Annotated in this window: 27 protein-coding genes; 2 read left to right on the forward strand and 25 right to left on the reverse strand. The window is 59.0% G+C overall.

The window, feature by feature from the left end; genetic code table 11:
- Positions 1-12: 12 nt before the first annotated feature.
- The 16 genes from RYB09_RS19655 to RYB09_RS19730 form a co-directional block, all read right to left on the reverse strand.
- Positions 13-615, reverse strand: a complete 603-nt coding sequence (locus RYB09_RS19655) for a DUF4823 domain-containing protein (RefSeq protein ID WP_002552702.1) — start codon at positions 613-615, stop codon at positions 13-15.
- Between the two features lie 123 nt (positions 616-738).
- Entirely contained in the window at positions 739-1,401 is a 663-nt protein-coding gene (locus RYB09_RS19660) for a TetR/AcrR family transcriptional regulator (protein ID WP_004657874.1), read from the reverse strand.
- A gap of 155 nt (positions 1,402-1,556) precedes the next feature.
- Positions 1,557-2,210 (reverse strand): LysE family translocator, encoded by a 654-nt coding sequence (locus RYB09_RS19665; RefSeq protein WP_316889865.1) that lies wholly within the window; start codon positions 2,208-2,210, stop codon positions 1,557-1,559.
- A gap of 358 nt (positions 2,211-2,568) precedes the next feature.
- Positions 2,569-3,354, reverse strand: a complete 786-nt coding sequence (locus tag RYB09_RS19670) for a TatD family hydrolase (RefSeq protein ID WP_316889867.1) — start codon at positions 3,352-3,354, stop codon at positions 2,569-2,571.
- Between the two features lie 14 nt (positions 3,355-3,368).
- Positions 3,369-3,725 carry a PilZ domain-containing protein gene (locus RYB09_RS19675; protein WP_002552698.1) on the reverse strand — a complete coding sequence of 119 codons (357 nt, stop codon included), beginning with the start codon at positions 3,723-3,725 and terminating at the stop codon, positions 3,369-3,371.
- Positions 3,726-3,759: 34 nt separating this feature from the next.
- A complete protein-coding gene (locus RYB09_RS19680; protein WP_117140493.1) occupies positions 3,760-4,746 on the reverse strand; it encodes a DNA polymerase III subunit delta' in 987 nt (328 codons plus the stop codon).
- Positions 4,739-5,371: a dTMP kinase gene (tmk, locus tag RYB09_RS19685; protein WP_058408935.1), complete on the reverse strand. Its 633-nt coding sequence runs from the start codon at positions 5,369-5,371 to the stop codon at positions 4,739-4,741. Before tmk ends, RYB09_RS19680 begins: the two co-directional genes overlap by 8 nt.
- Positions 5,372-5,393: 22 nt before the next feature.
- Positions 5,394-6,518, reverse strand: coding sequence for an endolytic transglycosylase MltG (mltG, locus tag RYB09_RS19690; RefSeq protein ID WP_058401680.1), 1,125 nt, complete (start codon positions 6,516-6,518; stop codon positions 5,394-5,396).
- 3 nt (positions 6,519-6,521) lie between these two features.
- Positions 6,522-7,337, reverse strand: a complete 816-nt coding sequence (gene pabC, locus RYB09_RS19695) for an aminodeoxychorismate lyase (protein WP_058401679.1) — start codon at positions 7,335-7,337, stop codon at positions 6,522-6,524.
- On the reverse strand, positions 7,337-8,581 hold the full coding sequence (gene fabF / locus RYB09_RS19700) for a beta-ketoacyl-ACP synthase II (protein WP_002552693.1): 1,245 nt from the start codon (positions 8,579-8,581) through the stop codon (positions 7,337-7,339). Before fabF ends, pabC begins: the two co-directional genes overlap by 1 nt.
- Before the next feature lie 128 nt (positions 8,582-8,709).
- Positions 8,710-8,946 carry an acyl carrier protein gene (gene acpP / locus RYB09_RS19705; RefSeq protein WP_002552692.1) on the reverse strand — a complete coding sequence of 79 codons (237 nt, stop codon included), beginning with the start codon at positions 8,944-8,946 and terminating at the stop codon, positions 8,710-8,712.
- A 191-nt stretch (positions 8,947-9,137) separates the two neighbouring features.
- Complete coding sequence (gene fabG, locus RYB09_RS19710; RefSeq protein ID WP_003318510.1) at positions 9,138-9,881, reverse strand: 3-oxoacyl-ACP reductase FabG; 744 nt, start codon at positions 9,879-9,881, stop codon at positions 9,138-9,140.
- Between the two features lie 15 nt (positions 9,882-9,896).
- Positions 9,897-10,835, reverse strand: coding sequence for an ACP S-malonyltransferase (gene fabD / locus RYB09_RS19715; protein ID WP_058401678.1), 939 nt, complete (start codon positions 10,833-10,835; stop codon positions 9,897-9,899).
- A gap of 116 nt (positions 10,836-10,951) precedes the next feature.
- Complete coding sequence (gene plsX, locus RYB09_RS19720; RefSeq protein ID WP_058408936.1) at positions 10,952-11,974, reverse strand: phosphate acyltransferase PlsX; 1,023 nt, start codon at positions 11,972-11,974, stop codon at positions 10,952-10,954.
- Positions 11,975-11,978: 4 nt separating this feature from the next.
- Positions 11,979-12,161 carry a 50S ribosomal protein L32 gene (gene rpmF, locus RYB09_RS19725; protein WP_002552688.1) on the reverse strand — a complete coding sequence of 61 codons (183 nt, stop codon included), beginning with the start codon at positions 12,159-12,161 and terminating at the stop codon, positions 11,979-11,981.
- A 13-nt stretch (positions 12,162-12,174) separates the two neighbouring features.
- Positions 12,175-12,702: a YceD family protein gene (locus RYB09_RS19730; RefSeq protein WP_002552687.1), complete on the reverse strand. Its 528-nt coding sequence runs from the start codon at positions 12,700-12,702 to the stop codon at positions 12,175-12,177.
- Positions 12,703-12,808: 106 nt separating this feature from the next.
- Here RYB09_RS19730 and RYB09_RS19735 point away from each other — a divergent pair, with 106 nt between their 5' ends.
- Entirely contained in the window at positions 12,809-13,387 is a 579-nt protein-coding gene (locus RYB09_RS19735) for a Maf family protein (RefSeq protein ID WP_058401676.1), read from the forward strand.
- A gap of 55 nt (positions 13,388-13,442) precedes the next feature.
- On the opposite strand, the gene sppA is transcribed toward RYB09_RS19735, so the two are convergent.
- The 3 genes from sppA to rluC are packed head-to-tail and all read right to left on the reverse strand — an operon-like array spanning position 13,443 to position 16,074.
- Positions 13,443-14,441 (reverse strand): signal peptide peptidase SppA, encoded by a 999-nt coding sequence (sppA, locus tag RYB09_RS19740; RefSeq protein ID WP_002552685.1) that lies wholly within the window; start codon positions 14,439-14,441, stop codon positions 13,443-13,445.
- Positions 14,442-14,465: 24 nt separating this feature from the next.
- The gene (locus RYB09_RS19745) at positions 14,466-15,128 is read right to left on the reverse strand and encodes an HAD-IA family hydrolase (RefSeq protein ID WP_057405089.1); all 663 of its coding nucleotides are present in this window, start codon (positions 15,126-15,128) and stop codon (positions 14,466-14,468) included.
- Positions 15,118-16,074: a 23S rRNA pseudouridine(955/2504/2580) synthase RluC gene (rluC, locus tag RYB09_RS19750; protein ID WP_002552683.1), complete on the reverse strand. Its 957-nt coding sequence runs from the start codon at positions 16,072-16,074 to the stop codon at positions 15,118-15,120. The genes RYB09_RS19745 and rluC overlap by 11 nt, the downstream gene beginning before the upstream one ends.
- A 717-nt stretch (positions 16,075-16,791) precedes the next feature.
- On the opposite strand from rluC, the gene rne reads away from it, so the two are divergent.
- On the forward strand, positions 16,792-20,130 hold the full coding sequence (rne, locus tag RYB09_RS19755; protein ID WP_404944501.1) for a ribonuclease E: 3,339 nt from the start codon (positions 16,792-16,794) through the stop codon (positions 20,128-20,130).
- A 169-nt stretch (positions 20,131-20,299) separates the two neighbouring features.
- On the opposite strand, the gene murB is transcribed toward rne, so the two are convergent.
- From murB to RYB09_RS19785, 6 genes are read right to left on the reverse strand one after another with little or no spacing between them, the layout of a single operon-like run.
- Positions 20,300-21,319, reverse strand: coding sequence for a UDP-N-acetylmuramate dehydrogenase (gene murB, locus RYB09_RS19760; RefSeq protein WP_058401673.1), 1,020 nt, complete (start codon positions 21,317-21,319; stop codon positions 20,300-20,302).
- Positions 21,320-21,353: 34 nt separating this feature from the next.
- The gene (gene kdsB, locus RYB09_RS19765) at positions 21,354-22,118 is read right to left on the reverse strand and encodes a 3-deoxy-manno-octulosonate cytidylyltransferase (RefSeq protein ID WP_004657844.1); all 765 of its coding nucleotides are present in this window, start codon (positions 22,116-22,118) and stop codon (positions 21,354-21,356) included.
- Complete coding sequence (locus RYB09_RS19770; protein ID WP_002552679.1) at positions 22,115-22,300, reverse strand: Trm112 family protein; 186 nt, start codon at positions 22,298-22,300, stop codon at positions 22,115-22,117. The genes kdsB and RYB09_RS19770 overlap by 4 nt, the downstream gene beginning before the upstream one ends.
- A gap of 17 nt (positions 22,301-22,317) precedes the next feature.
- Positions 22,318-23,313, reverse strand: coding sequence for a tetraacyldisaccharide 4'-kinase (gene lpxK, locus RYB09_RS19775; RefSeq protein ID WP_058408937.1), 996 nt, complete (start codon positions 23,311-23,313; stop codon positions 22,318-22,320).
- Entirely contained in the window at positions 23,313-23,744 is a 432-nt protein-coding gene (locus RYB09_RS19780; RefSeq protein WP_002552677.1) for an ExbD/TolR family protein, read from the reverse strand. The genes lpxK and RYB09_RS19780 overlap by 1 nt, the downstream gene beginning before the upstream one ends.
- Positions 23,741-24,418, reverse strand: a complete 678-nt coding sequence (locus RYB09_RS19785) for a MotA/TolQ/ExbB proton channel family protein (protein ID WP_002552676.1) — start codon at positions 24,416-24,418, stop codon at positions 23,741-23,743. Before RYB09_RS19785 ends, RYB09_RS19780 begins: the two co-directional genes overlap by 4 nt.
- Between the last annotated feature and the right edge of the window lie 6 nt (positions 24,419-24,424).

Consider the following 24,424-nt stretch of genomic DNA (forward strand, 5'->3'; position numbering starts at 1 on the left):
CCTGACGCTGGCCTAACGTTCGACGCCCAATAAGGTACGAGCGTAGTCCTCAAGAGGCGGACCCAGCAAATCTTCGGGGCTTTTGTCGTAAAGCGTCAGCAATCCGCCACGGCTGCGAATGCGCGCGCTGTCGATAAGATAACGGGTGCTGGTTTCGATCAGCATCAGTTGAATGACACCGCTGTCGACCCCCAGACGGTCCACAGCTTCCTGATCGGCCCACTGATCGCCGGTTCCGATGCGATCATCGGCCTTGGCGAAACGGGTGTAGAGCAAATAGTGTGCACCTGCACTGCGCGCCTCGATCATGGCCTCATCCAGGCCCATTGGCCCACGGGCACGGCGGACCATCGGGAAGTACTCGATGAACCCCTTGAAGGCCTCTTCAGCCACCACATTGGGCCGTGGGTAGGCATTGCCTGGCGGCACGAAGGCACCTTGCGCGATGTAAATGAACGAGTCGGGCTGCACACGCCAGTTGGCAGTACGGCGAGTGTCACTGTGATCGAGCAGACCCGCGTCGCTGAATTGCTCGCGAACACCCTCGCCCATGTCACTGACTTTCATGCAGCCACTCAACGCCAGAAGCGCGAGCAGCATAACCAGGCTACGCATTATCCCCTCCCAAATGCCGGTGACGGAAAACCGGCGAATGGTCGTCGGATGCAGCTTCCGCGCCATCTCTGGCACAGCAGGCACCAAAGCCTTGAAGCAGATGTTCAAGACCTGGCCGGGGCGTTATTCCGTAGCAGGGTCAGGCTTGGGCTCAGCGATGACGTCGGCATCGCGCTTGCGCTTGTTGCCCATACGCACGCCGATGTCCATGAGGAAGTGAAAGAAGCCTTCCTGATCTTCCAGCACATTGCTCCAGAACGGCGAGTGGTACAGCGCAACGGCGCCATGCACCAGCGCCCAGGCGGCACAGTAGTGGTAGTAAGGCGGGACATCTTCAAGCTTGCCTTCGGTGATGCGGCCTTTGATCAGCAGCGTCAGGTGTTCGAAGTTGGAGGCGCGGATCTTGTGCAGCTCTTCGACCAGCTCGGGCACCTGATTGCCCTTGACCACTTTTTCCTCCAGGCGGTCGAACAGACGATAGCGCTGAGGATCACGCATACGGAATTCGAAGTAGGCACGTGAGAGCGCCTCCTTGTCCTTGTCGACATCAGCGGAGTGCAGCAGCTCGTTCAGGTCCCGCTCATAGTCGAGCATCAAGCGCAGGTAGATTTCTGCCTTGGACTTGAAGTGCTTGTAGATGGTGCCTTTGCCAATGCCGACGGCGTCCGCGATCATCTCGACGGTGACGCTGTCTTCGCCCTGCTCCAGGAACAGCTTTAGCGCGGTGTCGAGAATTTCCTGCTCACGGCGGCGAAATTCACGGACCTTACGAGGTTCTTTCTGCATAGAGAGGTCTGTCAGGATCGAAATCGAAGCCGGGTATTATGCCCAATCGGCGCTAAATTGCACGGATCATACTTACTTGTCGACCTTTATGAACGAAACCGGCGAAAAATTCGAAGTCTGGCGTCCGCTTCGCAAACCGGATACACGACGGCATGCTACGACGCAGGCAGTACCGGAGATGCAGCGACAAACTCAAGGTAACCCGTGATCACTACATACAACGTGAAATAGGCAAAAATCAGCGCCGAGGCAATGTAGGACCAGCGCAACATCCGCTCCCCCATGAAGCGCCCTCCCTGATGTGCCAGCGCGCACAGCGAGATAGACCAGACCACGCCCGCCGCGACGAACCCGACAAGAAAGGTCGAGGCACTGGCAAGATCAGAGCCCTGTCGAGCAATCAGCGCACCGCCGACTGCCGCAAACCAGAGAATGGCGCTGGGTGATGACATCGCCAGAAAAATTCCGTGCAGGAACAACGCCACGCTGGATTTTTCCGATTGAACATCCTGATTATCGAGACCGGTGCTGACCGCGGTGGCGCTCATGACCATCCTGAAGCAGAACCAGGCTAACACCGCCGTACCGCCGAGCCAGAGCACGTAGCGTACGGCTTCATATTGCAGCAACACCGCCATGCCGAGCATGGCCAGCACCGCATAGACCAGATCGCCGACACAGGTTCCCAACCCAAGCCATAGGCCCTTGAAAAACCCGCGCTGCATGGACAGCGTGATCATGGCTATGTTTGCCAGGCCAATATCCAGGCATAGCGACAGACTCAGTAGAAAACCGTTGGAAAACTCCACTCGAACACTCCGACCAGGCACTGAAAAACCTCGGCATGCCTGATCTGCTGGCGTACACGGGCTAATTTGATGCGATGGCCTTGTATCCCGTCCGGCAAAAAGTGCTCATCAAGGACTCAAGAATCGCTTTAGTATTCCAAAACTGTTTAAAAAACGATCAAAAGGCACTGGACGGTACGCCATGCTGGGCAATACTTAAGCCGCTGACGGGTCATCATTCCCCAAATGACTCGCCAGTAAAGGTGCCTAAGGACTAGCGTGCCTTTGTTTTACTCCTAATGGTCTTAACCCGGCTTCACCCCCCCAGAATCCGGGTTTTTTTTGCCCGCGATTTGCCGCCGGTCGACGTGCACGCCACTCAGCGTTGAACATGCGCCAGCGGGAACAGGCGAGCGAAGTTAGCGGTGGTCTGCTCGGCGAAATGCTCGTAGGACTCGCCCCGCAGCATTGCCAGAAACTCGGCAACTTCACGTACGTACTGCGGCAGATTCGGTTTGCCCCGATAAGGGATAGGCGCAAGGTACGGGGAATCGGTCTCGACCAGCAGCCGGTCAGCGGGGACTTGCCTTGCGACATCCCGCAGGGCGTCGGCGTTGCGAAAGGTCACGATGCCGGACAGCGAGATGTAGTAACCCATATCCAGCGCCGCCCTGGCCATCTCCCAGTCTTCGGTGAAGCAATGCAGAACGCCCGCCTGAGGCAGTGCCGCATCACGCAGAAGGCTCAATGTATCGGCGCGCGCGCCACGGGTATGGATGACCACCGGCTTGCCAGTGACACTGGCTGCCTCCAGGTGCAACCGAAAAGAAGCCTGCTGCAGCTCGGCAGCTTCGGGTTCGTAGTGATAGTCCAGACCGGTTTCACCTATCGCCACCACTCGCGGGTGATCCAGCTCCTTGAGCAACCAGTCCAGAGGCGGCATCTCACCGGGCTTCACGTCCAGCGGATGAATGCCTACCGAGCAGTCGACATCGGCGTAGCGCTCGGCGAGCGCCTTGACCGCGCCCGCGTTGTCGGCGCTGACACCGATGCAGAGAAAATGCCCGACTCCCCTGCCCCGGGCGGCTTCAAGGGCTACATCCAGCGAGCCGTCGTGCTGGGCAAGGTCAAGGCGATCGAGGTGACAATGGGAATCTACAAGCATGGGTTAAAACACAACTACATCGTATGGGTTGGACGATCGGATTTCAGAGCACCGACCAGATGAGTTTCGATCAGATTGCGCGCAGTATTGTCGCCATCATTGAATTGCACGCCGACACCGGCAGTCCGGTTGCCCTGCGCACCTTTTGGCGTGATCCAGGCGACGCGGCCAGCCACCGGAACCTTCTCCGGTTCGTCCATCAGATTGAGCAGCATGAACACTTCATCACCCAGCTTGTAGCTTTTGCTGGTGGGGATGAACAGCCCGCCGTTTCTGATGAATGGCATGTAGGCAGCGTAAAGCACGGATTTGTCCTTGATGGTCAAGGACAGAATGCCATTACGTGGACCTGTGTTCAGCGGCAGACTCATGACAATACCTCAACGGTTCCGGATAACGCAGAGTCTACGCCTGTCCTGGCAGGCCTGCCCACTGCACCAGTAATGCTTCAAGCAGCAAGACCCGGTTTAGATTGGCCTTGGACATGACTTTTTGCCTCTGTGCCAGAATCCAGTCCTGAATCTCCAGCACTTTTGCGCGAGAAGACTTCTGCGCCAGGTATTGAACGACCTTGCGCATGTCGCTCAGACCAAGGCCTTCCTCGTCCTGCGTCATCTGATAGCGCAGGATCAGGTGCGACCAGTCACAGAACCAGTCGAACAACAATAACAACGGGATGTCCTTCCAGCCTTCGGCCAGTTGGGTAGCCGATTGCTGTTGCTTGAGCAGCTTCTTGACGCCATCCACCACCAGCGCGCGTTGTTCGCGAACGCCTTGCGTGTAAAGTGCCACGGCAGCCAGCGGCGAACCCGCTGCCAGCGTCAGTAATTCGAACCGTTCTTCCTGCGTGCAATCAGGCAGGGCATTGCCCAGCCAATCCAGACTCATCTGTTCACTGGGCAATGGGCAGGCCTGCTGCACACAGCGACTTTTGACCGTTGGCAGCAAGCGGCTCGGCTGATGGCTGACCAGCAATAGAACGGTATTGCCCGACGGCTCCTCAAGACTCTTCAACAAGGCATTGGCAGCGTTGATGTTCATCGCTTCCACCGGCTCGACGAGCACCACCTTGCGACCGCCCATCTGGGCGGTCTGCACCACAAAGCTCACCAGGTCACGGACCTGATCAACCTTGATCGGCTTATCTGCTTCTTCCGGCTCCAGCACATAGTTGTCCGGATGACTGCCTGCCGCCAGCAGCAGGCAGGATTTGCAATGCCCGCAGGCCTCAAGCGCTTCGGGAGCCTTGCACAGCAGGCTGGCCATCAGGCGCTCGGCCAGTGCCCGCTTGCCGATACCGGCCGGACCGTGCAGCAGATAGGCATGAGCGTGCTGAGCACGACCGGCCATCTGCTGCCAGAGTGATGCCTGCCAGGGGTAGGCTTCAGCCACGTCGCAGCTCCAGCAACTGGGGCAGCAATGCATCAAGGGAAGCCTGAACGTCAGCCAGCGGCTGGGCCGCGTCCACCAGAAGATACCGAGCAGGATCAGCCTTCGCCCGCTGCAGATAAGTCGAGCGCACCGCGTCGAAGAAAGCCCGACCTTCCTGCTCGAAGCGATCCAGTCGGCCACGTGCTGCGGCGCGTGACAGACCGATTTCCACCGGCAGGTCAAACACCAGCGTCAGATCAGGCCGCAGATCGCCTTGAACAAATTCTTCCAGCACGGCAATACGCTGCTGAGACAGGCCGCGGCCCCCACCTTGATACGCGTAGGTTGCGTCGGTAAAGCGATCACAGAGCACCACCTCGCCACGCGCCAGAGCCGGGCGAATGACCTCGGCCAAATGCTGTGCACGCGCAGCAAACACCAGCAGCAGTTCGGTGTCGGCGCTCATGGCCTCGTCGCTGGGCGCCAGCAGCAGCTCGCGAATGCGCTCGGCCAGCGGAGTGCCGCCCGGCTCGCGGGTCAGCAATACCTGAACGCCCTGCGCGCGAAGCTGCGCCGCCAGGTATTCGCGATTGGTACTTTTGCCAGCACCTTCCGGGCCTTCAAGGGTGATAAACAAGCCAGTCACAGGTAATCCTTAATTGTTTCCATCATTGCGCATTCAGCTCGGGCTGCGGGGCATCCGGTGCAGTCGCGGGCTCGGGCTCTGAAGAGGGAGAATCAGTTGATGGTGCCGGTGCAGCAGGTGCCGGGCTAGAGCGATAATCTGCGCGGCGCTTGAGCTGATAGTCACGCACCGCTGCGTTATGGGCATCCAGATCGTCCGAGAACACATGGCTGCCGTCCCCCTTGGCTACGAAATACAGGCTGCTGCCCGCTACCGGATTGAGCGCGGCATGAATCGCCTCGCGCCCCACCAGCGAAATCGGTGTCGGCGGCATACCGGCTATCACGTAGGTATTGTAAGGCGTGGGCTCCTTGAGATTGGCCCGGGTCAACTTGCCGTTGTAGCGCTCGCCCATGCCATAGATCACGGTCGGATCAGTCTGCAACTGCATGCCCAGCTTCAAGCGACGCACGAACACACCCGCAATCTGGCCGCGCTCCTGAGGTACGCCGGTTTCCTTCTCGACCAGCGACGCCATGATCAGGGCCTGATAAGGATTGGAATACGGAGCCTCAGACGACCTGGCGTTCCATTCTTCATCCAGCACTTCTTCCAGACGACTGTAAGCCTGCCTGAGCAATTCAGCATCGGTCATGCCGCGCACATAGCGATAGGTGTCAGGAAAGAAACGCCCTTCAGGGAATACATCGGGATGGCCGATTTTTGCCATCAGCTCGCCGTCGGACAAGCCAGCCAGCGTCTGATCGAGCTTGGCCTGTTTGGCCAGCGCAGCCCGCACCTGACGGAAATTCCAGCCCTCGACCAGGGTCAGGCTGTATTGCACGACCTCCTTGCGCTTCCAGACGTCGAACAGCCCCTTGACGTTCATGCCCGGCACCATGCGGTATTCGCCGCTGTGCAGAGCCTGTCCGGAGAGATTGAAACGCCAGTAAAGGCGCAACCAGAAAGCGTCCTTGATCACGCCATCGGCCTGCAGTCGATTAAGTACGCCAGTCGGCGTTGAACCGGCCGGAACATCCAGCAGTTGCTCCTGAGCCACTTCGAGCGGCTGGTTCAGCGCCTGATATTGCTGCCAGAACGCAAAGCCGAGCAGAAGGCCTGCCAGAACGACAGCTGTTTCCAGCAACACCAATATTTTTCGGATCACAAATCAGATATCCAGAAGGGTGCGAGCAATACCTTGCAGTTTACGGGTGAGCGGCCCGACCGGCCAGCTCAAGACAGTAAAGCCGCGAACCGGCCAGACGCCGTAGACGCTATTGCATAGAAACACTTCGTCCGCCGATTCAAGGTCGGACAGGTGCAAATCACGGATATCGACAACCAGACCCAGGTTTCGTGCCTGATCCAGCAACTCGGCACGCATCACTCCAGCAACCCCGCAGCGGCTCAGATCGGCAGTCAGCAGGCGTCCCTGACTGACCAGAAACAGATTGCTGTAAACACCCTCGATCAATCGCCCAGAGGTATCGCGCATCAAGCCTTCGGCATGCTCGCTATCGCTCCATTCCGAGCGAGCCAGTACCTGCTCCAGACGATTGAGGTGCTTGAGTCCAGCCAGAAGCGGCTGTTCCGCCAGACGCGTCTGGCAGGCAAACAGGCGCACGCCCTGCTCGGCATGTGCACCGGGGTAGGCCGGTGCAGGACTGCCTTGCAGGATTCGGCGAGGTTGGGTATCGGGGGCCGGCGCATAGCCGCGCTGGCTATCGCCACGGGTGAGTATCAGCTTCATGACCCCGTCGCCGAGCTCAGCGGCGAAGCGGGTCATTTCTGCGCGAACCAGTGCATGATCGACTGCAATCGACAGGCGCTGACACCCGCTTTCAACACGCTGCAGGTGGCGCTCCAGTAGCAATGGCTGCCCGGCCCTCACCGCGATGGTTTCAAACAACCCATCGCCGTAGGCCAGCCCGCGATCCTTGAGGGGCAAGGCGTCTGCGGGGCAGCCATCGACCCAGCTTGGCATTACTCGGCGAACCGACGGAATACCAGCGAGCCATTGGTGCCACCGAAACCGAAGGAGTTCGACAGAACAACATCGATCGGCATGCGGCGCGCTTCGTGAGGCACGAAGTCCAGATCGCAGCCTTCGCTTGGCTCATCCAGGTTGATGGTCGGCGGAGCCACCTGATCAACCATTGCCAGCACGCTGAAGATCGCCTCGACAGCACCGGCGGCGCCCAGCAGGTGGCCGGTCATCGACTTGGTCGAACTGACAGCCAGCTTGTAGGCGTGATCACCAAACACCGACTTGATCGCAGAGGCCTCGGCCAGATCGCCCGCAGGCGTCGACGTACCGTGTGCGTTGATGTACTGCACCTGATCGGCATTGACCTTCGCATCACGCAACGCATTGACGATGCAGCGTGCAGCACCGGCACCGTCATCAGGTGGCGAGGTCATGTGATAAGCATCGCCGCTCATGCCAAACCCGACCAGTTCAGCGTAGATGGTCGCGCCGCGTGCTTTGGCGTGTTCAAGCTCTTCAAGCACCATCGCACCGGCACCGTCAGACAGGACGAAACCATCACGGCCTTTGTCCCAGGGACGGCTGGCACGCGTCGGGTCGTCGTTGCGAGTCGACAGCGCACGTGCGGCACCGAAACCACCCAGCCCCAGGCCACAGGCAGCCATTTCAGCACCACCGGCAATCATCACGTCCGCTTCGTCATAGGCGATGTTACGCGCCGCCATGCCGATGCAGTGGGTTGCCGTGGTGCAAGCCGTCGCAATGGAATAGTTAGGCCCCTGTGCACCCAGATGGATAGACAGGAAACCGGAAATCATGTTGATGATCGAGCCCGGCACGAAAAACGGTGAAATCCGTCCTGGGCCTTGCTCGTGCAGCAGACGACTGCTGTTTTCGATGTTGGTCAGACCACCGATACCCGAACCCATAGCGACGCCGATGCGCTCACGGTTTGCATCAGTGACTTCGAGGCCTGCATTACGCACCGCCTGAAAGCTGGCCGCGAGGCCATACTGAATGAAGAGATCGAGCCGGCGCGCTTCTTTGGGCGCGAGGTATTCTTCGACGTTGAAACCCTTGACCGAACCGCCGAAACGGGTGGTGAAGGCTGACAAGTCCGTGTGCTCGATAAGGCCAATGCCACTGCGGCCCGCCAGAATGCCCTGCCAACTGCTGGGCACGTCATTGCCCAGTGGCGAAAGCATGCCCATCCCGGTGACCACGACGCGTCTACGCGACACAGGACTCTCCTTCTCTCTTGTTTACGGAACAATCATTTACGAACAATCACAGCGTTTTCTAAAGAAAAAACCGCACGCCGGTTAAAGCAGTGCGGTTTTCCCGTGACAGCAGTCAGCGATTACAAATCTTAAGCCTGGTGGCTAGTGACGTAGTCGATTGCTGCTTGAACGGTAGTGATCTTTTCCGCTTCTTCGTCAGGGATTTCGGTCTCGAATTCCTCTTCCAGAGCCATTACCAGCTCGACAGTGTCCAGGGAGTCAGCGCCCAGGTCTTCAACGAAAGAAGCAGTGTTGACAACCTCTTCTGATTTGACGCCAAGTTGCTCTGCAACGATTTTCTTGACGCGCTCTTCGATGGTGCTCATACCTAGTTTTAACTCCTAGTGGAAATGTTCAGGCATCTGGCCAGTGGGTAAGTGTATAGAAGAGGTTTTGCGAATTTCAAGCTTAACGCTCTCCCCTTATGCCCAACCGTACCTTTGCCCACGCATAGATTGCAGCTTTATAACGGATTTTAGACAGCTCGTATGACATTTTTTTGAAACAGGTGGTCACATTAGCTCATGTACATGCCGCCGTTAACAGGGATTGTGGCCCCGGTAACGTACCCTGCGCCTTCGGAGGCAAGAAAAGCGACTACATGCGCAATCTCTTCGGCCTGCCCCAGGCGGCCCAGGGGTATCTGGGTAATCAGTGACTCACGCTGAGCCTCAGGCAGCTCACGCGTCATATCGGTGTCGATGAAACCAGGCGCAACCGAGTTCACGGTTACTGCCCGCGAGCCCACTTCACGGGCCAGAGCCCTGCTGAAACCTTCCAGCCCGGCCTTCGCGGAAGCATAGTTTACTTGACCGGCGTTGCCCATGGCACCCACAACCGAACCAATGCTGATAATACGGCCCCAACGCGCTTTGGTCATGCCGCGCAAAACACCCTTGGAAAGGCGGAAAAGGCTATTCAGATTGGTGTTGACGACGTCATACCATTCGTCATCTTTCATGCGCATCATCAGATTATCACGGGTGATGCCGGCATTATTGACCAGAATCAACGGTGCACCGACGCGCTCCTGAATGGTCGACAGGACCGAATTCACAGACTCGGCATCGCAGACATCGAGCATCAGGCCAAAGCCTTCGATGCCGTTTTCCTTGAACGTCGCACTGATGCGCTCGGCGCCGGACTCAGAGGTCGCGGTGCCCACAACGACAGCACCATTGCGACCCAATTCCAGGGCGATGGCTTGACCAATACCGCGACTCGCACCGGTTACCAGTGCAACTTTACCTTGAAGGCTCATACAGGCTTCTCCTAATCAGGCCAGTGCCGCGCGCGCGGCGGCAAAGGCGTCCGGGGTATCAAGGTTGTAAGTAATCACGCCTTCGGCGCAACGCTTGTTCAGACCGGCCAGGACTTTACCCGGCCCACACTCCACAAGCTGGGTCGCACCACGGCTCGCCAGGCATTGAATGGATTCAACCCAGCGAACCGGCTTGTACAGCTGTTCCAGCAAGTCACGCTTGAGCGTCACCAGGTCACTGACTGCGCTGGCACTGACGTTCTGTACCAATGCGATTTCAGGCGCCTGCCATTCAATGGCTTCAACAGCCTCGGCGAAACGCTCGGCGGCCGGACGCATCAGTTCGCAGTGCGACGGCACGCTGACCGGCAACGGCAATGCGCGCTTGGCACCCCGCGCCTTGCACAGCTCCATGGCGCGCTTGACGGCCTCGGCGGAACCGGCGATCACCACCTGGCCCGGCGAGTTGAAATTAACCGCACTGACAACTTCGCCCTGTGCTGCTTCGGCACAGGCAGCGATAACGTCGGCATCATCAAGACCCAGAATGGCGGCCATGCCGCCTTGACCGGCCGGCACCGCTTCCTGCATCAACTGACCGCGACGCTCAACGAGCTTCACCGCATCAGCCAGACTCAGGCTTTGCGCAGCTACCAGCGCACTGTATTCACCCAGACTGTGACCTGCGACGAACGCGGGAACGGCGCCGCCCTCGGCCAGCCACACATGCCACAAGGCTACGGAAGCGGTCAGAATGGCAGGCTGGGTCTTGTCGGTCTGATTGAGCAGCTCGGCAGGACCGTTCTGGGTCAACGCCCACAGGTCATAGCCAAGGGCTTCGGAAGCCTGCTCGAAAGTGTCGAGAATCAACGGATGTTGCGCGCCTTGCTCGGCGAGCATGCCGAGAGATTGCGATCCTTGACCCGGAAAGACGAATGCGAGGGATGCAGACATTTGACAAGCCTCTGAATTGTTGTCGCCAAAATGGGCGTCCGGACAGGCCGAACGCGGGTATTCAAATTTACATGACTGATCGGTTGGATGACTGACCAGTCTGATGCGTCACATTTTCAGGCTCGGCCGTTCTCAAGCAGCAATTCAAGCCGCCCCTTCAGGCGCTGCGGCAGGTTTTCACGGGATTCAACGATCGCTCGCTGAATCGCACTCTGGAACCCTGAAACACTGGCCGAACCGTGGCTTTTAACCACAACCCCCTGCAACCCGAGCAGGCTCGCGCCATTATGACGGGCAGGTGCCAGATCAGTCTGCAGTCGCCTGAGCAACGGCAACGCCAGCGCTCCGACCGCCCTGCTCAGCAGGTTGCGGTTGAACAGCGTATCGATTCTGGCGGCAATCATGGTCGCCAGCCCCTCGCTCGACTTGAGCAATACATTGCCGACAAAGCCATCACACACCACGACGTCAGCCTCACCCCGGTACAAGCCATCGCCTTCGATGTAGCCAATGTAGTTGAGCCCCTGAGCTGCCTGCAAAAGACCGGCGGCAAGCTTGACCTGCTGATTGCCCTTGATGTCTTCCGTGCCCACGTTAAGCAAGGCAACCCTGGGTTTTGTGACGCCCAGGGTCTCGGCAAGAACAGAGCCCATTACCGCAAACTGATAAAGCGCCTCGGCGCTGCAATCGACGTTCGCACCCAGGTCGAGCAACTGGCAATGGCCAGACCGGGTGGGAATGGCTGCGATCATCGCGGGACGGTCGATACCGGGCAAGGTCTTGAGCACAAACCGCGAAAGCGCCATCAACGCACCGGTATTACCAGCGCTGACACATGCCTGGGCCTGCCCGCTCGCAACAAGCTCAAGCGCAACGCGCATGGACGAGTCAGGCTTGCCACGCAGGGCCTGGGACGGGCGCTCGTCCATTGCAATGGCTTCATTGGCGTTTACGACACGCAGGCGCGAGCGATCCACAGCACCATGACGGGCAATGAGTTCTTCAATCAGGGAGGCTTGGCCGACGAGGACCAGATGAAGCGAGGGCGTAGCTGTCAGGCACGCGAGGCTTGCCTGAACAATGTTGCGGGGACCGAAGTCCCCGCCCATTGCGTCGATCGCGATGATCGGAGCGGACAAGAAATTACTCGTCAGCGCCCTTGTCGATCACTTTACGACCACGGTATACGCCTTCTGGCGATACGTGGTGACGCAGGTGAATTTCACCAGTGGTCTTTTCTACCGACAGAGTGCTTGCCTCAAGAGCGTCGTGCGAACGACGCATGTCACGGGCAGAGCGGGATTTTTTGTTCTGCTGAACAGCCATAATTGATTAACTCCTAAACGTTTGGGTCACGCTTTAACTGCGCCAATACACTGAACGGGTTGGACCGCGTTACCTCGTCCACGCTCGGTTCGGGCTCATCGAGACCCGCCGGTTGCTGGCATTCTTCAGGATGATGAGCAGGCACAATGGGCAAGGCGAGCAATAGCTCCTCCTCGATCAATGCCAGCAGATCCAAAGGATCTTCGCCCAGTTCCAGCACGTCATAACCTTTCGGTAACGACTGGGTATTCGCACCCTCCTTCACCACGGCGTAACTGCATTCGCTGTGGATCGGCAGGGTCACCAGCTCAAGACAACGCTGGCAAACCATCTTGACCGGGACGTCTATCGAACTGTGTATAACCACAGAACGGCGTTCGTCACGCTCAAAAACGAATTTCGCCTGCACCGTACCGACAGTATCGGCAAGCGGGTCGCAGAGTCTCTTCAAATCGCCCAGCAGCACTTCACCCTGAAGGGTAGTGCCGCGATCAGACAATTTGCGCGGGTCAACGTGAGATGGAATCGGGTCATTCAACATAGGCGCAGCATTCTAGGGATGCCCCCTTGGCATGTCAAAGGAAATTCAGGCCTGTTCGTCACTCCGGCCACTCTTTAGAATCGACGCTCAGCCTACGGAGATCCGCATGCCATCCCTGCTCCTTGCCTCCAGCTCTTCATACCGGCGCGAACTGCTCACTCGTCTGCGCCTGCCATTCACCTGCAAGTCCCCGGACATTGATGAAAGTCACCGACCGGACGAGACCGCACACGACCTCGTTCGGCGCCTTGCCTTAGAGAAAGCCGAGGCGCTGGCGGGCGAATATCCGGCCCACCTGATCATTGGCTCCGACCAGGTCGCCGTCCTGAACGGACAGATACTCGGCAAGCCCCACACCTTCGAGCGTGCACTTGAGCAACTGACGGCTGCCAGTGGCACCAGCGTGACCTTTCTGACCGGACTGGCCCTGCTTAATAGCTCGACAGGCAAGTACCAGGTCGATTGCGTACCCTTTACCGTGCACATGCGCGAACTCGATCAAGCCAGCATCGAACGCTATCTGCATGCAGAGCAACCTTATGACTGCGCCGGCAGCTTCAAGGCTGAAGGGTTGGGGGTCAGCCTGTTTCGCAGCACCGAAGGCAGCGACGCGACCAGCCTGATCGGCCTGCCACTGATACGCCTTGTGGACATGCTAATAAAGGAAGGGATCAGCGTACCCTGACGCTCAGACAAAGAACCCGGCCATTGGCCGGGTTCTTTGTTTCTACATCAAGCCGTCAGCGCAGGCTTGGACCGTTGAAGCCGACCAGCATGGCAATGCGCTCAGCGATACTGGTGCCCAGCTTTTTCGAAAAGCGATCAAAAGGCGACTCTTCGACGGTGTATTCAACGATATCCTTTTCCTTGATCACATCCCGCGCGACATAACTAGCGCTGCCCAGACCGTCCACCAGACCGAGCGCAACGGCCTGCTCACCGGTCCAGATCAGCCCCGAAAACAGCTCGGGATGATCCTTGTCCTTCAGACGATCGCCACGACCCTGCTTGACGCTGGCAATGAACTGACGATGCGTTGTGTCCAGCACACCTTGCCAGAACTGCGTCTCATCGGCCTTCTGCGGCTGGAACGGGTCAAGAAATGCCTTGTGCTCGCCCGACGTGTAGGTACGACGATCAACGCCGAGCTTGTCCATGGCACCGACAAACCCGAACCCGGCCGCCGTCACACCGATCGAACCCACCAGACTGGCCTTGTCGGCGTAGATCTGGTCGGCAGCGCTGGCGATGTAATAAGCACCCGAAGCACCCAGGTCGGTAATGACCGCATAAACCTTGATGTCCGGCTTTGCAGCACGCAGACGACGGATTTCGTCATAGACATAGCCCGACTGCACAGGACTGCCGCCCGGGCTGTTGATACGCAGAATCACGCCCTTGGTTTTCTCATCCTCGAACGCCTTCTGCAGCGCCGTGACGATATTCTCGGCACTGGCCGACTCCTTGTCGGCAATCACCCCCTGCACATCAATCAGCGCAGTGTGGCTGGAGCGGCGCGATGTACCACCTTCGAAATCCAGCATCGGAACAACCACTGCAACGAACAGAAACGCGAACGTCAGCAGCTTGAAGAAGATCCCCCAGCGACGCGCACGACGCTGCTCCTGAACGCTGGCCAGCAGCGTCTTTTCAAGAAGTTTCCAGCTTTTTGCTTCTTCCTTGCCATTGACGCCCTCGTCCGCACTTTGCGAGACGGGTGCCTTCCATTCGTCAGACATGTTCCAATCACTCCAACCCTAAAACTAGACGCCGCGCCCATTCAACCAGGTGCGCAGCTCGGAAAAATGCTCAATAGCCAATCGTGGCTGAAACTGGCGCAACGACTCCAGCGACTGAGCGCCATAACCCACCGCAACCGAATCCATACCTGCGTTGCGGGCCATCAGCAGATCGAATGACGCATCGCCAATCATCAACGAACGCTGCGGCGCAACATCACAATGCGCCATGATCTCGTTCAACATCAGCGGGTCCGGCTTGCTGGCGGTTTCGTCGGCAGCCCGGGTGGCATCGAAGTAATCGCCCCAGCCATTGGCTTGTAGCACCCGATCCAGCCCACGGCGCGCCTTGCCGGTAGCGACCGCCAGACGATAGCCGTCCTCGCGAAACGCCTGCATCGACTCCAAAACGCCCTCGAACAGCGGCGAAGGCACGTTATCCATTGCCATATAGCTGTCAGCATAGCGCTGCCGAAAGTCGATCACCTGATTGTCACTGATCTGCGGATAAAGGGTTCGAATCGCCTCGGGCAGACCCAGACCGATAATGCCCTTGATCGCCGGATCGTCACGAACCTCAAGATCAGTCTCGATAGCCGCGGTACGCATGGCCAGAACAATTCGCCCCACAGAGTCGGCCAGCGTGCCGTCCCAGTCAAAAATCAACAGATCGTAATCACGGCGCACTCAAACGCTCCACTGTCTTGGCCCACATTTCATCCACAGGCGCCTGCACATTCAGTTTGCTGCCATCGGGCATCGGCACCGTCAGCATGTAGGCGTGCAGAAACAGACGCTTGCCGCCCAGATCGCGAATTTCGCGACTGAAATTCTCGTCACCGTATTTGGTATCACCTGCAATGGCGTGCCCCGCATGCAGCGTGTGCACGCGGATCTGGTGCGTGCGCCCGGTCACCGGCTTGGCTTCGACCATGGTGGCAAAGTCACCGAAACGACGCAGCACCTTGAAAATCGTCAGGGCCTCCTTACCCTCTTCATTGACCTCGACCATGCGCTCGCCGGAACGCAGATTGCTTTTCATCAGTGGCGCACGCACCTGCTTTTGAGCCGTTGCCCAGTTACCGCGGACCAGCGCCATGTAGCGCTTGTCGACACCGTCACCGCGCAAGGCTTCGTGCAGGTGGCGCAGCATGCTGCGTTTCTTGGCAATCATCAGCAGGCCCGATGTATCGCGGTCCAGGCGGTGCACAAGTTCAAGCTCCTTGGCATCCGGACGCAACTGACGGAATGCTTCGATTACCCCGAAGCTCAGGCCGCTGCCGCCATGCACAGCGATACCCGCAGGCTTGTTGAGCACGATCAGCGCCTTGTCTTCGTAGACAATCGCAGCCTCGAGGCGCTGCAGCAGAGCCTGCGCAACCGGCACCGGCTCGTCGCGCTCAGGCACGCGTACAGGAGGAATGCGCACGATATCGCCTGCCTGCAACTTATACTCCGGCTTGATCCGCCCCTTGTTCACACGCACTTCGCCTTTGCGCAAAATGCGGTAAATCAAGGTTTTGGGCACACCCTTGAGATAAGTGATCAGAAAATTATCGATGCGTTGACCGGCAAGTTCCGGGGCAACCTCAACCAGCTGGACGCCGGGGGTTGGAGGGGCAATATTCGTCATGTCGCAAATGATAACAATTTTTTATGGATTTGAAGCACTTAATGATTGCTGCTATAGTCGCGAACGCCGCCAAAAGCGGCCGGACAGCGGACCAACGGTTGACAACCGGCCCTGACCAACGCAATTCACAAGGACGGGAGGCCGTCCTACGCAGTGTTCGGTGACAACGGAGCACGCTGAAAACGTAACGAGCGCAGGTGACATGAGGCCGGAAACACGCCTGACAGCAGAGCAGACAGCTCGCGGCCAGTGCGGACAGTTCATGGCCAGTTCACAAAGTGCAGTCGCTTTCAGACGCTACGAGCGAATGCTTCGGGAACAACGCCTCAAGCCATGATGCGCGACCTTCCCTATCGAAGATCGCGGTAAATGCCAACCCGCTGCGGATTCTGCGCGCGGCAGCACCCGAATTATCAGGGATACGTGTAGGGTGGAGACGCACAACCATCGGACTGTGTAGCACAAGGCTTGTTCTAGACGCTTCATCTCGTCCGCTACCGATGGTCGATTCCTCCTCCTGACAAAGCTTTTGCTGAAAAGGGTGTCTTATGCCACCACAGCAAGCAGGAAACGTCGTCGCGACCCTCCGCCCCCTCTGGGCGAGGACCTCGCTAGACACTGGAGTGTCCAACCACTCCTGACGTGCCCTGACACCGACCGTGAGAAGTCGTGTGTGCCGAACGCCGTTTCCGGCAGCCCGGAAACCGACGGTACTACATGAAAAGAATGCTGATTAACGCAACTCAACCCGAAGAGTTGCGTGTTGCACTGGTAGACGGCCAGCGCCTCTACGACCTGGACATCGAGTCAGGTGCACGCGAGCAGAAGAAGGCCAACATCTATAAAGGCCGAATCACTCGCATCGAACCCAGCCTTGAGGCTGCCTTTGTCGATTTCGGCTCTGAGCGCCACGGCTTTCTGCCCCTCAAGGAAATCTCCCGCGAGTACTTCAAGAAAGCCCCTGAAGGCCGCGTCAACATCAAGGACGTCCTGAGCGAAGGCCAGGAAGTCATCGTTCAGGTCGAGAAAGAAGAGCGTGGCAACAAGGGCGCAGCCCTGACCACCTTCATCAGCCTTGCAGGCCGTTATCTGGTCCTGATGCCGAACAACCCTCGCGCCGGTGGCATCTCGCGCCGTATCGAAGGCGAAGAGCGCAACGAACTGCGTGAAGCCCTCAACGGCCTGATCGCTCCAGCCGACATGGGTCTGATCGTTCGTACTGCCGGCCTGGGCCGCAGCAGCGAAGAAATGCAGTGGGACCTCGATTACCTGCTGCAACTGTGGACCGCCATCAAGGAAGCGTCCCTGGACCGTTCGGCCCCTTTCCTGATCTATCAGGAAAGCAACGTCATCATCCGCGCCATCCGTGACTACCTGCGTCAGGACATCGGTGAAGTCCTGATTGACAGCGTCGAAGCCCAGGAAGAAGCCCTGACGTTCATCCGTCAGGTGATGCCGCAGTACGCCAGCAAGATCAAACTGTACGAAGACAGCGTTCCACTGTTCAACCGCTTCCAGATCGAAAGCCAGATCGAAACCGCGTTCCAGCGCGTGGTCGAACTGCCTTCCGGTGGCTCCATCGTCATCGATCCGACCGAAGCCCTGGTGTCCATCGACATCAACTCGGCACGTGCTACCAAAGGCAGCGACATCGAAGAAACCGCCCTGCAGACCAACCTTGAAGCGGCTGAGGAAATCGCCCGTCAATTGCGTCTGCGTGACATCGGCGGCCTGATCGTCATCGACTTCATCGACATGACACCGGCCAAGAACCAGCGCGCCGTGGAAGAAAAAGTCCGCGAAAGCCTGGAAGCCGACCGCGCCCGCGTGCAGATCGGTCGCATTTCGCGCTTCGGTCTGCTGGAAATGTCCCGTCAGCGCCTGCGTCCATCGCTGGGCGAAAGCAGCGGCATTGTCTGCCCTCGCTGCAACGGCACCGGCATCATCCGTGATGTTGAATCGCTTTCGCTGGCCATCCTGCGCCTGATCGAAGAAGAAGCCCTGAAAGACCGCACTGCCGAAGTGCGCGCTCAGGTGCCGATTCCGGTCGCGGCTTTCCTGCTCAACGAAAAACGCAATTCGATCACCAAGATCGAGCTGCGCACCCGTGCGCGCATCATCATCCTGCCGAACGACCAGCTGGAAACCCCGCACTTCGAAGTTCAGCGTCTGCGTGATGACAGCCCGGAAGCACACAACAGCCAGACCAGCTACGAAATCGCCGCGGCTGCAGCCGAAGTGGAAGAAATCGCCCCGCTGGCTGCCGCAACCCGCACTCTTGTTCGCCAGGAAGCAGCCGTCAAGACTGCACCTGCTCGTGCCAATGCGCCGGTTCCGGTAGAAGCCGTTACGCCTGCTCCGACGCCTGCACCGGTCGCTCATGAGCCAAGCCTGTTCAAGGGCCTGGTGAAATCCCTGGTCAGCCTGTTTGCGACCAAGGAAGAGCCTGCCGCTCCGGTAGTGGTTGAAAAACCTGCTGCCGAACAGCGTCCGGCCCGTAACGAGGAGCGCCGCAACGGTCGCCAACAGAGCCGTGGCCGCAACAACCGTCGTGACGAAGAGCGCAAGCCTCGTGAAGAACGCGCACCCCGCGAAGAACGTGCCGAACGCGCGCCGCGCGAAGAGCGCGCCCCACGTGAGGAACGTGCGCCTCGTGAAGAACGCGCACCTCGTGAAGAGCGTACGGTTCGCGAACCGCGTGAAGCCCGCGAGGATTCAACACCACGTGAAGAGCGTCCAGCCCGTACTTCCCGCGAGCGCAAGCCACGTGAAGCACGCGAAGATCGTCCGGTCCGCGAACTGCGCGAGCCTCTGGATGCAGCCCCTGCCGTAAACCTTGCTCGTGAAGAGCGTCCTGAACGCGCACCACGCGAAGAACGCCAGCCGCGCGCACCTCGCGAAGAACGTCAACCACGCGCCGAACAGGCCGCGGCTGCCGTGAGCGAAGAGGAAGTGCTGCTCAACGAAGAGCAGATCAATGACGAGAACCAGGAAGGCAACGACGGTAGCGAAGGCGACCGCCCTCGCCGCCGCTCCCGCGGTCAGCGTCGTCGCAGCAACCGTCGTGAGCGTCAACGTGATGCCAATGGCAACGTGATCGAAGGCTCTGAAGAAAACGGTTCCGAAGAAAACGGCTCGGCAGAAAATGCTGAACAAGGCAGCAGCGCCACCGACCTGTCGGCTGGTCTGGGATTCACCGCAGCAGCTGCGACTGGCGGCGTGATCAGCGCCACAGCAGAAGCCGATGCACACCAGCAGGCCGAGCGAGCCAACAGCACTGTAGACGCTCCAGCCGTAGAGCCTGCACAGCAAGCGCCTGTTGCCGAAGCCAATACTGCCAAGGCACCGGAAGCTGACGCACCGGCAATTGAAGCATCCACTCCAGAAACTCCGGCAGCAGCAGAACCGGTCGTTGAAGCGCCTGCCGTTGAAGCGCCGGTTGCGGATAATGCGCCAGTCGCCAAACCGGCTCCGGAAGTAGAGGTTCAACCTGCTGCGGTCGAAGCACCTGCCATTGCCGCGCAGACCGAACTGTTCGAAGCGCCGCATGCCGAGCGCGTCGTACCGTTCACACCAACGCCAGAGCCAGCGCCACAAGCGCCGGTCGAAGCAGCGGCTCATGAAGAAGTGCCAGCCACTGAATCGTCCGAACTGCCAACGCCTGCTACTCCTGCGGCCGAGCCTGTCGTCGTGAAGGAGGAGCCTGCTCCTTACGTCGCGCCCAAGGCCGTCGAAGAAGCAGCGCCTGCACCTGCAGAGCAACAACCTGTGATCGTGGAAACACCGGCAGCACCGGTCAGCAGCACCGGCCGTGCACCGAACGATCCTCGTGAAGTTCGTCGTCGCAAGCGTGAAGAAGAAGCACGCCGTCAGCAGGAAGCCGCTGCTGCCAGCACTCCAGTCATCGCCGAAGCAGCACCTGTTGCCGCTGAAGCAGAATCGGTCCAGCCTTCTCAGGCTATCGAGGAAAAGACTGAAGAAGCGGCGACTGAGCAACCAGCAGTCAAACCGCAACATGAAGCCGAGAAAGAAAACGAGCCTAAACCACTTGTTTAACTCCGGCTCATGAAAAAGCCCCGCCTGTGCAGACAGGCGGGGCTTTTTCATGTCCGCTGATTGAGGACTGCACTGCGTTCATCTTCAATACACAGCGCTTGATCTAATCCCTTCGCGAGCAAGCGAAGCGTCGCCCGGCTCGCTCCCACAAGAGACCATCCCCAGGCTGTCAGTAGAGGTTCGGCTCCATCTCCAGCTCAACGCCAAAACGCTCGACGATGTCACTCTGGATGCGGCGCGCCAGGCTCAATAGCTGCAAGCCACTGGCCTGCCCGTAATTGACCAGTACCAGTGACTGGAGCTTATGCACGCCAGCGTCGCCGTCACGATAGCCCTTCCAGCCAGCCTGTTCGATCAACCACCCCGCTGCCAGCTTCACCCGGCCATCGACCTGCGGATAGCCGACGACACCTGGGTGCTGCTGTTTGATCGTTGTGTACAGTTCGGCAGGGATAATCGGGTTTTTGAAGAAACTGCCGGCATTGCCCAGCACCGCGGGGTCAGGCAGCTTTTCACTGCGAATGGCGCAGATCGCACGGCTGACATCGAACGGCGTCGGCCGATCAATACCCAGCTCGTCGAGACGCTGACGAACCGGGCCATATTCGAGGTGCAGGCGAGCTACGCGGCTGAGCTTGAAACGCACACGCAGGATCAACCAGCGCGCGACCTGATGCTTGAACACGCTGTCGCGGTAGCCGAACGCACAGTCCTCCAGAGAAAACTCGCGCAATTCGCCCGTTTCACGATCCAGCGCAGTCAGGCTATGGAAGACATCCTTGATCTCGACGCCATAGGCACCGATGTTCTGCATGGGTGCCGCACCAACGGTGCCTGGAATCAGACTGAGGTTTTCCAGCCCCGCCAGCCCCAGCTCCAGACAGGACTGCACGAACGGATGCCAAGGCTCGCCAGCCTCTGCCTCGACAATCGACTCGAGACAGTCCTCATGTACGATGCGAATGCCGCGGCTGGCCATGCGCAGCACCAATGACTGCACATCACCGCTAAGCAGCAGGTTACTGCCACCACCGATGACCAGCAGCGGTACATCGTGCTCGGCCGAATACGCCAGGGCTTCGCGAACATCGTCATCGCTGTGCGCTTCGGCAAACAACCGGGCCTGAACATCCACGCCAAAGGTGTTGAAAGGTTTGAGGGAAATCGCGGATTGCACCTGAAAGGTCATGCCCCTGCCTTCCCGAGCCACTGGATAAACCGCATCAACCCTCCAGCAAGCGCCTTACGCGCTCAAGGTCTTCAGGTGTATCGACACCACCGGGTGGTGCTTCAAGCGCGTCGGCAACGTGAATTCGCACGCCATTCCACAACGCACGCAGCTGCTCCAGGCTTTCGGTGTTTTCCAGCCAGCACGGCCCCCAACTGACGAAGTCATGAAGAAAGCCCGCACGATAGGCGTAGATACCGATATGACGACGATAAGGCACGCCAGCAGGCAACTCGTCCCTGTTTGCGGCCAATGCATCGCGCGCCCACGGCAAGGGCGCCCGGCTGAACGTCAGCGCCAGGCCGTTGATGTCTGTTGCGACCTTGACGATGTTGGGGTTGAACAACGCCGCTACGTCGTCGATAGGCTCGGCCAGCGTAGACATGCCGGCTTCGGGGTGAGCCGCCAGATTGGACGCCACCTGATCGATCACCGCAGGCGGGATCATCGGCTCGTCGCCTTGCACATTGACCACAATCGCATCAGCAGCCAGCCCCAATTGCGCCGCCACCTCGGCCAGACGATCGGTGCCGGAATTGTGATCCTCGCGGGTCAGCAGCACTTCGGCACCAAAAGCCTGACAGGCCTCAACAATGCGCGCATCGTCGGTAGCAATTACCACACGCTCGGCGCTGCTTTTGCACGCCTGCTCCCAGACAAGCTGGACCATGGGCTTGCCGGCAATGGTTTTCAGTGGCTTGCCGGGAAAGCGGCTGGAGCCATAACGCGCAGGAATGACCACGGTGAACGCTGCTGTCATTTTTCCAGCCGCTCATCGGTGCTCAAGGTGCGCGCTTCGCTTTCGAGCATCACCGGGATGCCGTCGCGAACCGGGTAGGCAAGGCCTGCCCCTTTGCTGATCAGCTCGGTCTTGTCGGCGCTGAGCTTCAATGGTCCCTTGCAGACAGGGCAAGCGAGGATATCGAGTAGTTTGGTGTCCATAGGAGATCCTGAAGCAATCATGGAGAGAGACGTAGCAGTTGCTCATCGAACCAGTCGACAAAAGCATTGGACGGTACTGCATCCACTGCCAGATACCACCAGTCATCGGCTGCAAAGGCACGACATTTCACCGCATCCTTCTCGGTCATGACCAAGGGTAATGAAGGCGTGAATGTCAGCGCCTGGGCACTGTAGACCGCATGGTCGGCGAACGCGTGAGCCACCGGCCGCCAGTGTAATCCTTCGAGGGTATTGAAGAAACGTTGAGGATTGCCGATTCCGGCGACCGCATGCAGCGCCTGCCCGGCCGGGAAATAATCCACCGGCTGGCGTTCGCCACTGCGAAGATTGATAAGGGCTGACGGTTTGAGCATAAATGCGTAGCCATCATCACGATCAGCCATCGCGCCGTTGTAAAGCAAAGCGTCGACACTGCCTAGGCGCTCAACCGGCTCGCGCAATGGCCCGGCAGGCAGACAACGAAGGTTGCCCAGCCCGCGGGCGGCATCGATCAGCACCAGCTCCAGATCGCGGGCCAGACGATAATGTTGCAGGCCATCGTCGGAAAGAATCAGATCCAGAGGCTCGGCAGCGAGCAGGGCCTGCACGGCGCGACTGCGATCCGGATCGATCATCAGCGGCACGCCACTGCGTTTGACGATGAGCAAAGGCTCATCGCCCGCCTCGCTGGCACTTTGGTCGGCCTTGACGCGCCACGGCAGGCTGGGAGGCTTGGCACCATAACCGCGACTGACCACACCGACACGCAGGCCACGACGACGGCAGTGCTCGATCATCCATAGAATCAGTGGCGTCTTGCCAGTGCCGCCGATGGTAATATTACCCACCACAATAACCGGCACCGGAGCGCGGTAGATGCTGCCCTCACCCGCCAGAAAGCGCGCGCGTTTGCCATCGACGACACGCCGATAAAGGCATTCGAGCGGACGCAAAAGCGCCAGCGCAGGGTGGCCCTTGTACCAGGCATCAAGCAAACGGTCGGTAAATGCCATCAGTTAGCCGGCGTGGCCTCGACAGTGGTCATGCGCAAATGGCTGAAACCCAGTTTACCCGCCGCATCCATGGCCGTAATCACCGATTGGTGCGGGGTCTTGCCGTCGGCACTGATCGACAACGGCAGGCTGGTATCGCCCGCCGACTCGCGTTGCAGCGCTTCGATCAGGGTTGCCAGATCGTTCTTGGGCAACAGTTGGTTGTTCAGCGAGAAGATCCCGTCGGCGTTGATGGCGATGTCCAGATGCTTAGCGCTGGCGTCCACCTCCGGCGTACCGGTGACCGCCTGTGGCAGATCCACCCGCAGCTGGGTTTCACGGGTGAACGTGGTCGTCACGATGAAAAACAGCAGCAGGATGAACACCACATCAATCAGAGAGACCAGATTGATGTCGATGTTTTCCCGGGGTCTGCGACGGCGAAATTTCACTTCTTCTTGCCCCCGCCCGCTCTGGCCAGCGACTTGAGATCGATTTTGGCGTCGATCAGATCGACATCGCGGTCGCCCTGCACCACTTCAACCAGACGAATGGCCTGCTGCTCCATGCCGACCACCAGCTCATCGACGCGACTTTGCAGAAAGCGATGAAAGAAGATTGCCGGAATAGCCACGATAAGGCCCGACGCGGTACAGATCAGCGCCTTGGAGATACCACCGGCGAGCACACCGGCATTGGCCGTGGCCCCCGAACTGTTGAACGAGCCGAAAATATCGATCATGCCCAGCACCGTACCCAGCAAGCCAAGCAGCGGTGCCATGGCCGCAATCGAACCCAGCGCGCTCAGGTAGCGCTCCAGTTCATGGATAACCCGGGCGGCGGCTTCTTCGATGCATTCCTTCATGATCTCGCGACCGTGCCTGGAATTGGCCAGACCTGCGGCGAGAATTTCACCCAGAGGCGAGTCGGCGCGCAGTTGCTTGAGCTTTTCGCCGTCGAGCTTCTTTTCCTGAATCCACTGCCAGACCTGTCCGAGCAGATGCGGCGGCGTGATACGGCTGGCACGCAGCGTCCACAGACGCTCGATGATAATGCCGGCAGCGGCGATGGAGCTCAAAATAATCGGCAGCATCATCCAGCCGCCAGATTTGACCAGTTCCCACACAGTGAT

This window comes from Pseudomonas syringae group sp. J254-4 (assembly GCF_032586855.1).
Classification (GTDB): Bacteria; Pseudomonadota; Gammaproteobacteria; order Pseudomonadales; family Pseudomonadaceae; genus Aquipseudomonas; species Aquipseudomonas amygdali.

Excerpts from the sequence above, each read along its gene's own strand:
- RYB09_RS19655 (WP_002552702.1), bottom strand. The coding sequence starts at position 615 with ATGCGTAGCCTGGTTATGCTGCTCGCGCTTCTGGCGTTGAGTGGCTGC.
- RYB09_RS19660 (WP_004657874.1), bottom strand. The coding sequence starts at position 1,401 with ATGCAGAAAGAACCTCGTAAGGTCCGTGAATTTCGCCGCCGTGAGCAG.
- RYB09_RS19670 (WP_316889867.1), bottom strand. The coding sequence starts at position 3,354 with ATGCTTGTAGATTCCCATTGTCACCTCGATCGCCTTGACCTTGCCCAG.
- RYB09_RS19675 (WP_002552698.1), bottom strand. The coding sequence starts at position 3,725 with ATGAGTCTGCCGCTGAACACAGGTCCACGTAATGGCATTCTGTCCTTG.
- pabC (WP_058401679.1), bottom strand. The coding sequence starts at position 7,337 with ATGCCAAGCTGGGTCGATGGCTGCCCCGCAGACGCCTTGCCCCTCAAG.
- acpP (WP_002552692.1), bottom strand. The coding sequence starts at position 8,946 with ATGAGCACCATCGAAGAGCGCGTCAAGAAAATCGTTGCAGAGCAACTT.
- fabG (WP_003318510.1), bottom strand. The coding sequence starts at position 9,881 with ATGAGCCTTCAAGGTAAAGTTGCACTGGTAACCGGTGCGAGTCGCGGT.
- fabD (WP_058401678.1), bottom strand. The coding sequence starts at position 10,835 with ATGTCTGCATCCCTCGCATTCGTCTTTCCGGGTCAAGGATCGCAATCT.
- rpmF (WP_002552688.1), bottom strand. The coding sequence starts at position 12,161 with ATGGCTGTTCAGCAGAACAAAAAATCCCGCTCTGCCCGTGACATGCGT.
- RYB09_RS19730 (WP_002552687.1), bottom strand. The coding sequence starts at position 12,702 with ATGTTGAATGACCCGATTCCATCTCACGTTGACCCGCGCAAATTGTCT.
- RYB09_RS19735 (WP_058401676.1), top strand. The coding sequence starts at position 12,809 with ATGCCATCCCTGCTCCTTGCCTCCAGCTCTTCATACCGGCGCGAACTG.
- sppA (WP_002552685.1), bottom strand. The coding sequence starts at position 14,441 with ATGTCTGACGAATGGAAGGCACCCGTCTCGCAAAGTGCGGACGAGGGC.
- rluC (WP_002552683.1), bottom strand. The coding sequence starts at position 16,074 with ATGACGAATATTGCCCCTCCAACCCCCGGCGTCCAGCTGGTTGAGGTT.
- rne (WP_404944501.1), top strand. The coding sequence starts at position 16,792 with ATGAAAAGAATGCTGATTAACGCAACTCAACCCGAAGAGTTGCGTGTT.
- murB (WP_058401673.1), bottom strand. The coding sequence starts at position 21,319 with ATGACCTTTCAGGTGCAATCCGCGATTTCCCTCAAACCTTTCAACACC.
- kdsB (WP_004657844.1), bottom strand. The coding sequence starts at position 22,118 with ATGACAGCAGCGTTCACCGTGGTCATTCCTGCGCGTTATGGCTCCAGC.
- RYB09_RS19770 (WP_002552679.1), bottom strand. The coding sequence starts at position 22,300 with ATGGACACCAAACTACTCGATATCCTCGCTTGCCCTGTCTGCAAGGGA.
- lpxK (WP_058408937.1), bottom strand. The coding sequence starts at position 23,313 with ATGGCATTTACCGACCGTTTGCTTGATGCCTGGTACAAGGGCCACCCT.